Below are 14,056 nucleotides of genomic sequence, written 5' to 3'. Positions count from 1 at the left end.
TTCCTTATTTATTTTTCAACTCCGAATTTATAGATGGTTACCTGCTGGTATTCATCGCCCGGCAGTAAAGTAGCCGACGGGAAGTGTGCTTTGCTCGGTGTATCGGGGAAGCATTGCGCTTCGAAACAGATTGCGCTTCGTGCTGGGAAGGTTGCTCCGTTTGTCCCTTCGAAACCTCCCAGCCAGTTACCTGTGTATAGTTGTACGCCTGCTTCTGTGGTGTATACTTCCATAGTACGTCCGCTGTTAGGCTCTTTGCAGGTAGCTGCCAGGTCCAGAGAACCCGCTTCTATCTTGTTTAGTACATAGCAATGGTCATAACCTGCACCATGTATCAATTGCTGGAATTTATCATTAATTCGTTCACCGATGGTGTGCGGGGTACGGAAATCCATTGGAGTACCTTCTACTTTGGCTATTTCTCCTGTCGGGATGGATACTTCATCTATCGGAGTATAAAAATCTGCGTTGATTGTGACGATGTTGTTTTCTACTGTCGGGGTAGGGTTGGCAGTACCTGCCAGATTGAAGAAACCATGATTGGTCAGGTTTACGACTGTTGCTTTGTCTGTAGTGGCACGGTATTCAATGACAATCGCATTCTCTTCTTCTTCAAGGCGATAAGTCATTTCAACTTCCAGATTACCGGGGAAACCCTCTTCTCCGTCAGCCGAAGTATAGTTAAATTGGATCACTCCCTCTTCAAGTTGTTCGGCATCCCATACTCTGGCGTGAAATCCGGTGGGGCCTCCATGAAGTGAATTAGGGCCGTTGTTGATCGTGAGATTATGTTCTTCACCATACAGGGTAAATTTGCCCTTGGCGATGCGATTACCATAACGTCCGATAGTGGTGCTTAAGAAAGGTTCCGGTCCGTGCATCAGTGCATCCAGTGTACCATAGCTGAGTACTACATTAGCATATTTTCCGTCTTTATCCGGAACCATGATAGATAGAATGGCGCATCCGTAGTTTGTTACGGCAACTTCCATTCCTTTCTTGTTTTTGAGGATAAACAAATCGGTTTTTTTATCGTTTATATCCTTTTGAAAATCTTTCCGGCTGAGCCCTGACAGATTTCCTTCAGTTGGGAATGTGTTAATCATGTCTGGTATTATTAAAATTTCTTGCAAATAAAGGGAAATTCTTTCGTTCTCCCAAATTATTCTTTGTAAATCTGTTCGGCGATTTAGGAAAGTTTAGCGTTTCCAGAGAATGCATCCTAAGTTGTAATGCGAAGATAAAATTTTCATGTTAGTTTTAATTAAAAGCTCGGATTCTGTGTATTATTTGATATTTTTCGTATGTTTGTCCCTTGATTGTTAAAATCATGAGTTTTTAATCTAAGTTTATAACAAGAAAAACAAAAATGTATCCGTTAAAATTCGAACCCATTCTGAAGCAGACGCTTTGGGGGGGCGACAAAATTATCCCGTTCAAGCATTTGAATGATGATTTGAAGGGAGTTGGGGAAAGCTGGGAAATATCCGGCGTTGAGAACAACGAATCTGTCGTAGCTAACGGCCCCGATAAAGGCCTTACACTGACCGACATGGTGAGAAAATACCGTGAGGAACTGGTAGGCGAAGCAAACTATGCCCGTTTTGGCAATGAGTTTCCTTTGCTGATAAAGTTCATTGATGCGAAGCAAGACTTGTCTATACAGGTGCATCCTACCGATGAACTGGCTAAAAAACGCCACAACTCAAAAGGTAAAACAGAAATGTGGTATGTAGTGGGCGCTGACAAAGGAGCTAAGTTGCGTTCGGGATTTTCTGAACAGATTACACCGAAAGAATATAAAGAACGCGTGCACAATAATACAATTACAGATGTTCTTCAGGAATATGAAATTCATCCGGGAGATGTTTTCTTCCTGCCTGCAGGGCGTATTCACAGTATTGGTGCCGGTGCATTTATTGCTGAAATTCAGCAGACGTCGGATATCACTTATCGTATTTATGATTTTAATCGTAAGGACGCTAATGGAAAAACACGTGAATTGCATACCAGCCAGGCGCTCGATGCGATCAACTACGAAGTGCTTGATGATTATCGTACCAAATACGAACCTTTGAAAGATGAACCGGTTGAGTTGGTGGCATGTCCTTATTTCACAACTTCGGTTTATGATATGAGTGAACAGATCAGCTGTGATTATTCGGAACTGGATTCATTCGTAATTTTTATTTGTATAGAAGGCTCTTGCCTGATGACAGATAATGAAGGCAACGAAGTGCGACTGGGTGCAGGAGAAACTGTTTTGCTTCCTGCTACTACTCAAGAGTTGACCATTGTGCCTCAAGAAGGGAACGTGAAGTTACTGGAAACGTACGTGTAAGGACATTCTTCAACGTATTTATATTAGATGCCCGGATATGCAATGATGTATGTCCGGGTGTTTTTTTAATATCTTTTTCGGAAGAGTCCGCGAACTTTACGGATCATTTTCATACCCAGCATGACACCGTCAAAAATGGCCATACCGGTATTGAAAGAGCGCATTAACGCATTACCGCCGGAGGCGGCAGGTGCAAGGGGGGCAAAAATTTGGCGGGTGGTATCCGCCATGGCTTGTTTCTGGTCACAGATTTCCTGCAACACTTCTTGTTTACGCTGAGCAATGTCTTCCAGCGTAATTTTCTTCGGAGTAGGTGTGCTGTTGTTCATTGCTTCATTTTTTATTGGAGTCGTTGAGAAATAGATTTGCAAGGAAATTTACCATCGGCGAAATGATAAGTTGCCTGCGGAAAAAATAAATGATGGCAATCAATAAAACATTGATGCCTGCTATGATGCCGAAGCTTACCATCAAACCGCCTACTAACGGTTCAAGAATATAAGCCAACGCAAAAAGCAGATAAAACAGGGCTACCATACCTAAGATAGTGAGCACTAAAATCATTATTAACGTGGATAAGAGTATAGTTAACTTTTCCGTTAATTCCAGTTTGGTATATTCTTTCTGGAGTACAAGAAACTTCTTGAACTCAGCAAACAGTTGCTGGATATTTTCAATGCTTTTATCGTCTGTAAACATGATAGCTCTGTTTTGGTCTTGTTCATTTAGTCAATTACCTCGCCCTTGATTTCAGCTGCAATTTCATCAACGAGGTTTTCCATTTCGTTACGATTCAGCTTAATACCTTTCTTGCGAAGAATCTCTGCGATTTTGTGACGAGTATCTTCTCCTTTTTCAGGAGCGAATAAAATACCCAGGGCTGCACCAACGGCTGCACCGCCCAGAAAAGCTGCTAATACATTAAGTCCTTTCATAATCTTTTGTTTTTAAATGATCATATTACAAAGCTAACATTTTTATTGAAAACTTGTTCTGTTTGCCTTGATTTTTTTAGAAAATAATACTCTGTTTAAATCTGAGGCTTCTAAAACGCGAAAATTTCTCCTCTTTATGTTTGCATGAAACTGCTTTGGTACATACTTTGTTAAATATTCATTTTTTTAGGTCAATTGTTCTCTCTTTACTCAACTCTATCTGGGAATATTCATATCGGTGATATATTTAATCAATAAAGCAACTGTTCCGGAATGGGAACAGTTGCTTCATACCTTTATATGGATCTATAAGTTTTCGAAATTTTTTCTTATACCATGTCTCTGTATATATGATGCTTTCTGACTATTTTTATCATTAACTTGACTTATATATCTTCAATGATCTGAAATGAAATCACATCTACCCTGCCTGCAACGGATTATTTCCTTCTTTCTTGCTTATTAGAAGAAGGCTGATTGGGCTTTTGTTTTTTTCGTCTCCAGAAGTCACCGTTCGCCCGGCTTCCACGGTATACTTTGTTGGCTTTTGCTTTGACCTTAATCTCTTCTTGTTTTTCTTCCTGAGCTTTGGCGCCTTCGGCAGTGACAAACGGATGTTCTTTCACTACAGGAATGTTTTTCCCTATCAGTTTTTGAATGTCTTTCAGGTAGGGAAGTTCTTCTGATTCGCAGAAAGAGATGGCTACACCTTCATGTCCGGCACGTCCTGTCCGTCCGATGCGATGCACATAAGTTTCCGGTACATTGGGTAACTCATAATTGATCACGTGCGATAGCTGATCTACGTCGATGCCTCGTGCGGCGATATCGGTTGCTATCAAGGCGCGTAGGGTGTGATTCTTGAAGTTGGTCAAGGCCCGTTGGCGGGCATTCTGGGTTTTGTTGCCGTGAATCGCTTCTGCGCCGATGCCGGCTTTGGTCAATATACGTGCCAGTTTATCAGCTCCGTATTTGGTGCGTGTGAAAATAAGTACCGACTCGATAGAGGCGTCTTTCAGCAAGTGAATCAGCAGGTCTTTTTTTTCTTTTTTCTCGACAAAATAAACTTGTTGAGAGATGATATCCACAGTCGAAGAAGCCGGGGTTACCTCCACTTTTTCCGGTTTTGTCAACATCGAGTTTGCCAGTGTCTCTATTTCCGGTGGCATGGTAGCCGAGAAGAACAGAGTCTGTCTTTTCGTCGGAAGCAGTTTCAGAATGCGTTTGATATCATGGATAAATCCCATGTCGAGCATTCGGTCTGCTTCGTCCAAAACAAAAAAGTCAAGTGAATTCAAGGAAACGAATCCTTGTGATATCAAATCCAATAATCTGCCCGGAGTTGCAACCAATATCTGTATCCCCCCCCGTAAAGCGTCGGTCTGTGGTTTCTGTCCTACTCCGCCGAAAATAACGGCATGTTTCAGACCGGTGTAACGGCCATATGCTTCAAAACTTTCACCAATCTGTATCGCAAGTTCCCGGGTTGGTGTCAGCACTAATGCTTTGATCCCTTTGCGATGGTCCGTTTTATACAATTTTTGCAAGATAGGGATAGAAAAAGCCGCCGTTTTACCGGTGCCTGTCTGAGCGCAACCTAATAGATCTTTTCCTTGAAGTAAAATGGGGATTGACTGTTCTTGTATCGGGGTGGGAGAGGTGTAACCCTCTTGTCTTAAAGCCTTTAAAATAGGCTCTATCAAATTCAAATTTTCAAATGTCATGTACAATAATTGAATGAGCCTCTCGGCTCTGTTATGTTATATAGCACAAAGATAGGTCAATAGTAAGACGTAAATCCTTTTTTCTGTAATGCTTTAATCTTATTTAACTAAGGTGTAGAGCATATCATCGGAGGTTTAAGCGTACTTTTGTGTCTCATTATATGGGAAATCTAAATTAATATATGAGAAATGAAAGGTAAAATCGTTTTTATAACAGGAGCAAGCAGCGGTATTGGTGAAGGCTGTGCACGTAAGTTTGCTTCACAGGGTTCGGACTTGATCTTGAATGCCCGTAATGTGGCAAAGCTGGAAGAACTGAAAAAGGAACTGGAAACTAAATATGGGGTGCGTGTCTGTTTGTTGCCGTTTGATGTACGTGACCGCAAAGCGGCTTCCGCAGCATTGGCCTCTTTACCGGAAGAGTGGAAAAATATCGATGTGTTGGTGAATAACGCCGGTCTTGTGATTGGAGTGGACAAAGAGTTTGAAGGAAATTTGGACGAATGGGATATTATGATTGATACCAATATTAAGGCATTGTTGGCTATCACGCGTATGGTGGTTCCCGGAATGGTGGAGCGTAGCCGCGGGCATATTATTAATATCGGTTCGATAGCCGGTGATGCAGCCTATCCCGGTGGAAGTGTGTATTGCGCTACTAAGGCTGCCGTCAAAGCACTTTCGGACGGTCTGCGGATCGATTTGGTAGATACTCCCCTGCGGGTTACGAATATAAAACCGGGAATGGTGGAAACTAATTTTACGGTCGTCCGTTATCGTGGAGATAAAGATGCTGCCGATGCTTTTTATAAGGGCATTCGTCCGCTGACCGGAGATGACATTGCTGAAACCGTTTATTATGCTGCTTCTGCCCCCGAGCATATACAGATAGCCGAGGTATTGGTGATGCCCACTTATCAGGCCACCGGTACGATTTCTTATAGGAAAAAGGATTGCTGAGATTTCTGAAAAGGTGTTTTTTAGGAAGATTGTTTTGTGGGGTGATAAAAATTCTATTATTTTGTCCCCTTCAAACAGTGGATACGAAATTATTAACTAAATGTGTATAGATTATGAAAAAATTAGTAGTATTAGGGATGGGCGTATGCGTTGCCTTGGCATTTGCTTCATGTAAATCCAGCGAAAGCGCTTATAAAAAGGCGTACGAGAAAGCTAAACAACAGGAATTGGCTGAACCGCAGGTAGAAGCTCCCGTAGAGGTCACTCCGGTGGTTACTGCTCCGGTAGAAACTAAAAAAGCTGTTGATAATGCTGCAGGCGTTCGTCAGGAAAAGGTAACAGTGGTTTCAGGTGCCGATGGATTGAAAGATTATAGCGTAGTATGCGGTAGTTTTGGTTTGAAAGCAAATGCAGAAGGTCTGAAAGATTTTTTGGATAAAGAAGGTTATAATGCAACTATTGCTTTTAATGCTGAAACAGCCATGTATCGTGTGATTGTAAATACATTTGCCGATAGAGCTTCTGCTGCACAGGCACGTGATGCTTTCAAGGCTAAATATCCTAATAGAAAAGACTTCCAGGGTGCCTGGTTGTTATATAGAATCTATTAATAAAGAAATTCTTTTTGGTAATTTCGGGAGCAACAGATGTTTGCTCCCGGATAAAGGCAGTAACTGTGAAGTTACTGCCTTTTTCAAATAGTGATGTGATTATTTCTTTTCGCCGAACTCCTCCTGTTGCTGTTCTACTTCTTTCAGTTTTTCGGCATTCTTAGCTTTCTGCAATCTTTCTTTTTCCAGTTGTGTTTCTGACTTTAGAGTTAGACTGTTTGTTCCTTGTCCGGTAAAGGTCGGAATAAATGCAGATTCTTCCTGACTGTAAATTTGAGGGAAGGTTCCCGGTTTACTTTCTAATTCTAATACGGCACTACTTGGCATTTGTGACCCTTCGAATAAAACACTGGCCGTGATTTTGATTTTGCCGGGTTTTAAAGTAGATTGAATCAGTACCGGAGCCGTTCCCCAACGAACAGATGCCGGGTTAGCCAAGTTATTTGCGCCGCCTAAGATACGTCCTTCACCTTCTACCTGGAATTTGATGGTATAGTTATTCAAACGTTTGATATTACCATTCTTGTCGGCAACGGCAGCTATAACAGTGATAAAGTCAGAACCATCTGCCTTCAGATCTACTCCTTCATTATCTATCCATAAGAGTAGTTTTTCCGGTCGTCGTGCCGGATAAACTTTATGCGTAGCTACTACTTTGCCGTCTATCAGCCCTTCTGCCAATAAGTATACGTCGGCCTGTTTGCCCTGGCGTGACAATGCTTTGTCTTGCATAAAGTCGTATGCGTCTTTGAAAGTAATGATGGGGTAAGGCATCCCTTCTTTCTCCGGGGTGCGGACATAGGTTTGTGTTTTTCCACCTTTGAGATAAGTAAGTCTCACTTCGTCGCAGTTAGAATAGACTGTGACATCTTTACCGGAGAACGGGGTCATTTCATGGGCGATATAAACCATCGGACCTGTCTTGAAAAGACGCTTCTCTTTCCGGGGAGATCGTTGGGACATAAACATATAGTAAGAATACTTGGGTTGTCGGAATACATCCATCACACCTCCGTAGAACGGATCGGGGTGATAACCGCGTTGATGGTCGAACGAATGCCATAAACAGCCTCCTACATGTTGTCGGGGAGTGCGGTATAAGGCATCATAGCTGGTATATTTATAAGGTGGGCAAGCATAATGTTGCGCTTGTATAAGCATGGCTTGTTCACCCCAGTTGCGTGCCACCCGGCTGGGAGAGTTGTGAGAATTCCAGTCATCTACATTATCACCCCATTCACGTGTGAAGTAAGTGATCTGTTTCTTGATATGGTTGGTTGAGTAGGCTCCTCCGCCTCCATTGAGCGGATGGGTGAAAAGTATTTGGAAATGCTCTTTTCCTTTGGCTTCACTATCACATCCGCTGTAACAATATGGATACGGATACTCTGCTTTTACTATATCATGTGCATTCTGGGCAAAGTCGGCCGGGTACCAGGTTTCGTTCAGGATTGGTTCCCACATCCATACGCAGGGATGGTTACGGTCCCGTCGAACCATATTCCGGATGTCACTGTATACCCGTTGCGCAAAGACAGGGGCATCGTTCCAGAATTGCCAACCCGGTGTATTGACAATTACAAACAGTCCAAGTTCATCGCAAGCGTCCATGAAAGCCGGGTCTTGCGGGCAATGTGCATTACGAATTACTTTCATCCCTGCATCTCTCAGCTTTTTGGCATCGCGCCAGTGAATGCTGTTTGGCACTGCATTGCCCACTATCGCGAAGTCCTGATGGCGGTTAGCTCCTATCAATGGTGTTTCATAAGGCCTTCCGTTCAGCCAGAATCCGGCTTCTCCCTTGAATTCGATGCTGCGGATCCCGATTCGGCGGCGGTATCCGTCTATTACGTTGCCCTGTTCGTCACGAACGCGGACAATCAGATTGTATAGTGTAGGTGTCTCCGGGCTCCACAACATTGGATTTTTTACCGTCAGCTTATCAGATGAACTGGCTGCCTTACCGGATTTGACACGAATGACGGAATTCAGAAAAGCTATTTGTTGTCCGTCCGGTTGTTGAAGCTCGTATTCGACGACTCCTTTAAAAGCTTTTTTTCCGGAGTTCCGAATCTGTATTTTGAGCAATACTTCGGCCGAGAGATCCGATACATTGTCATAAGCGACGAATAATCCTCCGCCTGCTTCTTCGTTTTCATAATTCGGATCGGTAATGAATATCTGATTATGTGCCACCAGCCAGCAGTCCCGGTATATTCCTCCGAAATAAGTGAAGTCCAGCACTTCCTGTTGTTTTCCGGGGGGATAATTAGGGTCATTGCTATTGTCGGCCCATACGGCAATCAGATTGTCTTTGCCAAATTCCAGGGCATCTGTCACATCGACAACTGCAGGTAGATAACCTCCAAAGTGTTCGGATAGTAGTTTACCGTTTACATATATTTTACTTTTACCCATAATGGCTTCAAAGTGCAGAAATAATTTCTTGCCTTTCAAGGTTGCATCCGGTGTAAAATGTTTGCGATACCATACTTCACCTTGGTAATTAACACAGCCGCTGGCTTCAGTAGGCAAGTATTCGATGCCATGGGGCAAGGAAACTACCTCCCATGATCGATCGTTGAAGTTAACAGCTTCGGCGCCAACGCAATTTCCTTTATAAAAGCGCCATGCAGGATTCATGGAATAGACCTCCCGACCGGAATCAGCCAGTCGGAAAAATCCGGCGGTGGAGAATTCTGGCTGATGCGCTTTAATGCATAGCGGGGATAAAAGTAGGCTAATAAATAGCAGAATAATACTTTTCTTCATTGTGGTAGGTTTTGATAATCAGTTATTGGTGTTTTCTTTTTTTTGATTTTAAATCTTAATAGGTTGGTTTCATAATCCTCGCGGAGTACGGCGTGAAGTTATTAAAAAAGTCTAATACTCGCAAGAGGCTTACAAACTCTTTATATAAATCATCTTTTAAGCTGTATAATTACCGTTCGTTATTTTCATATATTCAGATGGGAGAGTTGCTACTTGCTTAAATAGCAATTATCTTTTCCGAAACTATAAGATAAAGATTCTTTAGATAAAGAAGGCTGTATTGTACTATTTTGCTTATAACCAGTGATATGGCAGTGCTTGTTCTAAGCTTGGAAAAGACTTGGTTTAACATTGTGTTAAACCAAGTCTTTTGTGGGTAAATATCAAGTCTTTTTAATGCAAAAGGTTTGATGTTTGTGAATGGAAAGCAAATGATACAAAAGAGGAATTAACAATGTTAATTTGTACGCTCCGTCAGAGAAGTTGTTTGGAGCGTATGTTTTATCTTTGAAGCTTCTTTTTAGCACTGTCTGTGTCATATAAAAAATTGGAGGTATAGCTGAATAGTTTTTTTGATATGAAAGGTTTTTTAGGGTTTTGCCGGTTTCTACTAAAAGAAGTTATAATTAGCTATTTAAAAACTTTTTAAAGAGATAAAGTTTTTACTTTTGTGTCTCTATTTACCTGGGGATTTTACGCCTTGTCGGAAACAAGGTTTTAATTGCGTAATAAAATGGAACATAAATACTTATTTATTGCTGTTGATGCAGCCCTGAAAGCAGGAGAGGAGATATTGTCTATTTATACCGATCCGGCTTCGGACTTCGAAATAGAGCGGAAAGCTGACAATTCTCCTTTGACCATTGCTGACCGGAAAGCACATATAATAATTTCCACTATTTTGAATGAAACTCCTTTTCCTGTTCTGAGCGAAGAAGGGAGACATTTGGATTATGATACCCGTCGTAAGTGGGAAATGTTGTGGATTGTCGATCCTTTGGATGGTACGAAAGAATTTATCAAGCGAAACGGTGAATTTACAGTGAACATAGCTTTGGTGAAAGCGGGGGTTCCTATTATCGGAGTTATTTATCTGCCGGTGAAAAAAGAACTCTATTTTGCCGGTGAAGAGATCGGTGCTTATAAATTGTCGGATATTACAGCTTTAGAGGATAATGCCACACTTGATAAATTGATTGCCGCTTCCGTACGGCTACCGCAGGGCGGTCGGCAAAATCAATTTGTGGTTGTTGCTTCCCGTTCACATCTGACTCCGGAGACAGAGACATACATTGAGGCATTGAAGCAGAAACACGGCGATGTGGAGTTGATATCCAGTGGCAGTTCTATTAAAATATGTTTGGTTGCTGAAGGTAAAGCGGATGTTTATCCTCGTTTTGCTCCTACTATGGAGTGGGATACTGCTGCCGGACATGCTATAGCACGTGCTGCGGGAATGGAGGTTTATCAGGCGGATAAAAAAGATGTTCCCTTGCAGTATAATAAAGAAAATTTGCTGAATCCTTGGTTTATTGTTGAGAAGAGAAGATAAACCACTAATTGTTTGCGTTTATGACATTTGAAATTGCGTTTGTGTTATTATCCTTATTGGGGATGGTTATTGCTTTGATTCTGGACAAGATGCGTCCCGGCATGATACTTTTTTCAGTAGTGGTGTTGTTTCTCTGTGCAGGTATTTTGACTCCGAAGGAGATGCTCGAGGGATTCAGTAATAAAGGGATGATAACCGTAGCCCTGCTTTTTTTGGTAAGCGAGGGTATCCGCCAGTCGGGAGCGTTGGGGCAGGTCATTAAAAAGTTGCTTCCTCAGAAGCGAACGACGGTATTCAGGGCACAATTGCGTTTATTACCTTCCGTTGCCTTTATTTCGGCTTTTTTGAATAATACTCCGGTTGTTGTTATTTTTGCTCCAATCATTAAACGATGGGCGCGTACCGTCCACTTACCTGCTACCAAATTCTTAATTCCTCTTTCGTATGTGACTATATTGGGAGGTATTTGTACTTTGATCGGTACGTCTACCAACTTGGTTGTGCACGGAATGATACTGGAATCCGGACATGAAGGATTTACGATGTTTGAATTGGGTAAAGTGGGGATCTTTATTGCAATTGCCGGCATCATTTATCTGTTTGCTTTTTCTAAAAAGTTGCTCCCTGATGCACGTCCCGATACGGCCGTACCTGATGAGGAGATAGAAGAAGGAGATAAACTCCACCGGGTGGAAGCTGTGCTTGGTGCCCGTTTTCCGGGTATTAATAAAACGTTGGGTGAGTTTAATTTCAAGCGTCATTATGGTGCTGAGGTCAAAGAAATCAAGAAACGCAACGGACAGCGGTTCGTCAATAACCTGGAAGAGGTTGTTTTGCGTGAAGGTGATACATTGGTAGTGATGGCAGATGATACATTTATTCCTACTTGGGGAGAATCTTCTGTGTTTGTGTTGTTGGCCAACGGCAATGATAACGAACCTGTACCGGGAAAAGGGAAACGCTGGTTTGCATTGATTCTGTTGATTCTGATGATAGCAGGTGCTACTGTCGGAGAACTTCCAATAGTGAAGGAAATGTTTCCGGACATGAAACTGGATATGTTTTTCTTTGTTTCCGTTACTACTATTATCATGGCCTGGACTAAAATCTTCCCGGCACGCAAGTACACTAAATATATTTCGTGGGACATTTTGATAACGATTGCTTGTGCTTTTGCCATCAGTAAGGCAATGGTGAACTCGGGAGTGGCCGATAAGGTGGCAGAGTTCATAATCGGCATGAGCGATGATTACGGTCCCCATGTATTGCTGGCGGTTCTATTTATTATTACCAATCTGTTTACGGAACTGATTACAAACAATGCGGCCGCTGCGTTGGCTTTTCCGTTGGCTTTGTCGCTTTCAACCCAGTTGGGAGTCGATCCGATGCCGTTCTTTGTGGTCATTTGTATGGCTGCATCGGCCAGTTTCTCTACACCGATTGGTTATCAGACTAACCTGATCGTACAAGGTATCGGTAACTATAAGTTTATGGATTTTGTCCGTATCGGATTACCTTTAAATCTTATAACATTCCTGATTTCTATTTTCCTGATTCCTTTAATCTGGCCGTTTTAATGACTGAAACAACATCTAACATATTATAATGGAAGAAAATAATAACATATATCCAATATTCGACCGGATGCTGACCCGGCAGGATAAAGAAGGACTCCTGAGGCAGCATGGCGTGATGATTTGGTTTACCGGTCTGAGCGGATCGGGCAAAAGTACGATTGCAATTGCTTTGGAACGCGAATTGCATAAACGTGGATTGTTGTGCCGTATCTTGGACGGAGATAACATCCGTACGGGGATAAACAATAATTTAGGCTTTTCTGAAGCCGACAGGGTGGAAAATATTCGTCGTATAGCTGAGGTTTCCAAACTTTTTATTGATACCGGTATTATTACGATTGCTGCTTTTATCAGTCCTAATAATGATATCCGCGAGATGGCAGCCCGCATTATCGGGCAAGATGATTTTTTAGAAGTATTTGTCAGCACTCCGCTTGCCGAATGTGAGAAACGCGATGTGAAGGGGTTGTATGCCAAGGCCCGCAGGGGAGAAATAAAAAACTTTACCGGGATATCCGCTCCATTTGAGGCTCCGGAGCATCCGGCCTTGTCACTTGATACTTCAACACTTTCACTTGAAGAGTCAGTCAAGCGTCTGTTGGACATTGTATTGCCCCGTGTGAGCAGACATGAATAGAATATAGATGAAGAAATAATCATAACAATGAAAGAGGAATATAAATTAAGCCACTTAAAGGAACTCGAAGCCGAGTCCATTCACATAATCCGCGAAGTGGCGGCGGAGTTTGAGAATCCGGTTATGCTGTATAGCATCGGAAAGGATTCTTCGGTCATGGTACGCCTCGCCGAGAAAGCTTTCTATCCGGGCAAGGTGCCGTTTCCTTTAATGCACATCGATTCTAAATGGAAATTTAAGGAAATGATTCAGTTCCGTGATGAATATGCTAAAAAGTATGGTTGGAATCTGATTGTGGAAAGCAATATGGAAGCTTTTCATGCGGGAGTAGGACCGTTTACACATGGAAGTAAGGTACATACCGACCTGATGAAAACACAAGCTTTATTGCGTGCACTCGATAAATATAAATTTGATGCCGCATTTGGCGGTGCCCGCCGTGATGAAGAAAAATCACGTGCCAAAGAGCGCATATTCTCTTTTCGTGATAAGTTTCATCAATGGGATCCTAAAAACCAGCGTCCGGAATTGTGGGATATTTACAATGCTCGCGTACATAAAGGTGAAAGCATACGTGTGTTTCCGTTGAGCAACTGGACCGAGCTGGATATCTGGCAATACATTCGCTTGGAGAATATTCCGATTGTACCATTGTATTATGCCAAGGAGCGTCCTGTGGTGCAGATGGACGGAAATCTGATTATGGCTGATGATGAGCGTCTGCCGGAGAAATATCGTGATCAGATTGAGATGAAAATGGTACGTTTCCGTACGTTGGGGTGCTGGCCGTTGACAGGTGCTGTCGAGAGCGAAGCCGACACCATTGAGAAGATTGTGGAAGAGATGATGACTACTACCAAGAGCGAACGTACAACCCGCGTTATTGATTTCGACCAGGAAGGTAGCATGGAACAGAAGAAACGCGAAGGATATTTTTAAATATTACA

Annotated in this window: 13 protein-coding genes; 7 read left to right on the top strand and 6 right to left on the bottom strand. The window is 42.4% G+C overall.

The genetic code is table 11. The features are described from left to right. Window positions 1–8 precede the first annotated feature (8 nt). Window positions 9–1,106: an aldose epimerase family protein gene (locus KO473_RS02985; protein ID WP_005819302.1), complete on the bottom strand. Its 1,098-nt coding sequence runs from the start codon at window positions 1,104–1,106 to the stop codon at window positions 9–11. Window positions 1,107–1,369: 263 nt separating this feature from the next. On the opposite strand from KO473_RS02985, the gene KO473_RS02980 reads away from it, so the two are divergent. After that, window positions 1,370–2,341 (top strand): type I phosphomannose isomerase catalytic subunit, encoded by a 972-nt coding sequence (locus tag KO473_RS02980; RefSeq protein WP_005819303.1) that lies wholly within the window; start codon window positions 1,370–1,372, stop codon window positions 2,339–2,341. Window positions 2,342–2,406: 65 nt separating this feature from the next. Here KO473_RS02980 and KO473_RS02975 read toward each other — a convergent pair whose 3' ends face one another. From KO473_RS02975 to KO473_RS02960, 4 genes are all read right to left on the bottom strand, one after another. Further along, the gene (locus tag KO473_RS02975; protein WP_005819304.1) at window positions 2,407–2,670 is read right to left on the bottom strand and encodes a hypothetical protein; all 264 of its coding nucleotides are present in this window, start codon (window positions 2,668–2,670) and stop codon (window positions 2,407–2,409) included. Window positions 2,671–2,674: 4 nt separating this feature from the next. Continuing rightward, window positions 2,675–3,040, bottom strand: a complete 366-nt coding sequence (locus KO473_RS02970; protein WP_005786515.1) for a phage holin family protein — start codon at window positions 3,038–3,040, stop codon at window positions 2,675–2,677. Window positions 3,041–3,066: 26 nt separating this feature from the next. Then, on the bottom strand, window positions 3,067–3,276 hold the full coding sequence (locus KO473_RS02965; RefSeq protein WP_005776445.1) for a YtxH domain-containing protein: 210 nt from the start codon (window positions 3,274–3,276) through the stop codon (window positions 3,067–3,069). A 440-nt stretch (window positions 3,277–3,716) separates the two neighbouring features. Further along, window positions 3,717–5,000: a DEAD/DEAH box helicase gene (locus tag KO473_RS02960; RefSeq protein ID WP_005819305.1), complete on the bottom strand. Its 1,284-nt coding sequence runs from the start codon at window positions 4,998–5,000 to the stop codon at window positions 3,717–3,719. A gap of 189 nt (window positions 5,001–5,189) precedes the next feature. Here KO473_RS02960 and KO473_RS02955 point away from each other — a divergent pair, with 189 nt between their 5' ends. After that, entirely contained in the window at window positions 5,190–5,960 is a 771-nt protein-coding gene (locus KO473_RS02955; protein ID WP_005809052.1) for an SDR family NAD(P)-dependent oxidoreductase, read from the top strand. 113 nt (window positions 5,961–6,073) lie between these two features. Beyond that, window positions 6,074–6,571: an SPOR domain-containing protein gene (locus KO473_RS02950; protein WP_005809050.1), complete on the top strand. Its 498-nt coding sequence runs from the start codon at window positions 6,074–6,076 to the stop codon at window positions 6,569–6,571. A gap of 99 nt (window positions 6,572–6,670) precedes the next feature. Here the strand turns inward: KO473_RS02950 and KO473_RS02945 are convergent, their stop codons facing one another. Beyond that, a complete protein-coding gene (locus KO473_RS02945; RefSeq protein ID WP_122130512.1) occupies window positions 6,671–9,343 on the bottom strand; it encodes a glycoside hydrolase family 2 TIM barrel-domain containing protein in 2,673 nt (890 codons plus the stop codon). Between the two features lie 733 nt (window positions 9,344–10,076). Here KO473_RS02945 and cysQ point away from each other — a divergent pair. From cysQ to cysD, 4 genes are read left to right on the top strand one after another with little or no spacing between them, the layout of a single operon-like run. Beyond that, window positions 10,077–10,895, top strand: coding sequence for a 3'(2'),5'-bisphosphate nucleotidase CysQ (gene cysQ, locus KO473_RS02940; RefSeq protein ID WP_005776451.1), 819 nt, complete (start codon window positions 10,077–10,079; stop codon window positions 10,893–10,895). Window positions 10,896–10,915: 20 nt separating this feature from the next. Next, on the top strand, window positions 10,916–12,472 hold the full coding sequence (locus KO473_RS02935) for an SLC13 family permease (RefSeq protein WP_005776452.1): 1,557 nt from the start codon (window positions 10,916–10,918) through the stop codon (window positions 12,470–12,472). Window positions 12,473–12,500: 28 nt separating this feature from the next. Continuing rightward, entirely contained in the window at window positions 12,501–13,109 is a 609-nt protein-coding gene (cysC, locus tag KO473_RS02930; protein WP_005776453.1) for an adenylyl-sulfate kinase, read from the top strand. A gap of 27 nt (window positions 13,110–13,136) precedes the next feature. Further along, window positions 13,137–14,048 carry a sulfate adenylyltransferase subunit CysD gene (gene cysD / locus KO473_RS02925; protein WP_005776455.1) on the top strand — a complete coding sequence of 304 codons (912 nt, stop codon included), beginning with the start codon at window positions 13,137–13,139 and terminating at the stop codon, window positions 14,046–14,048. The last annotated feature ends 8 nt before the right edge of the window (window positions 14,049–14,056 follow it).

Source organism: Bacteroides sp. HF-4919 (assembly GCF_018860125.1).
This window is presented reverse-complemented; position numbering and strand designations above follow the sequence as displayed.

What these genes read in the sequence shown, in the direction of transcription:
- cysC (WP_005776453.1), top strand. Translation starts at nt 12,501, where the DNA reads ATGGAAGAAAATAATAACATATATCCAATATTCGACCGGATGCTGACC.
- KO473_RS02955 (WP_005809052.1), top strand. Translation starts at nt 5,190, where the DNA reads ATGAAAGGTAAAATCGTTTTTATAACAGGAGCAAGCAGCGGTATTGGT.
- KO473_RS02945 (WP_122130512.1), bottom strand. Translation starts at nt 9,343, where the DNA reads ATGAAGAAAAGTATTATTCTGCTATTTATTAGCCTACTTTTATCCCCG.
- KO473_RS02970 (WP_005786515.1), bottom strand. Translation starts at nt 3,040, where the DNA reads ATGTTTACAGACGATAAAAGCATTGAAAATATCCAGCAACTGTTTGCT.
- KO473_RS02975 (WP_005819304.1), bottom strand. Translation starts at nt 2,670, where the DNA reads ATGAACAACAGCACACCTACTCCGAAGAAAATTACGCTGGAAGACATT.
- KO473_RS02980 (WP_005819303.1), top strand. Translation starts at nt 1,370, where the DNA reads ATGTATCCGTTAAAATTCGAACCCATTCTGAAGCAGACGCTTTGGGGG.
- KO473_RS02935 (WP_005776452.1), top strand. Translation starts at nt 10,916, where the DNA reads ATGACATTTGAAATTGCGTTTGTGTTATTATCCTTATTGGGGATGGTT.
- cysQ (WP_005776451.1), top strand. Translation starts at nt 10,077, where the DNA reads ATGGAACATAAATACTTATTTATTGCTGTTGATGCAGCCCTGAAAGCA.
- KO473_RS02950 (WP_005809050.1), top strand. Translation starts at nt 6,074, where the DNA reads ATGAAAAAATTAGTAGTATTAGGGATGGGCGTATGCGTTGCCTTGGCA.
- KO473_RS02960 (WP_005819305.1), bottom strand. Translation starts at nt 5,000, where the DNA reads ATGACATTTGAAAATTTGAATTTGATAGAGCCTATTTTAAAGGCTTTA.
- cysD (WP_005776455.1), top strand. Translation starts at nt 13,137, where the DNA reads ATGAAAGAGGAATATAAATTAAGCCACTTAAAGGAACTCGAAGCCGAG.
- KO473_RS02965 (WP_005776445.1), bottom strand. Translation starts at nt 3,276, where the DNA reads ATGAAAGGACTTAATGTATTAGCAGCTTTTCTGGGCGGTGCAGCCGTT.
- KO473_RS02985 (WP_005819302.1), bottom strand. Translation starts at nt 1,106, where the DNA reads ATGATTAACACATTCCCAACTGAAGGAAATCTGTCAGGGCTCAGCCGG.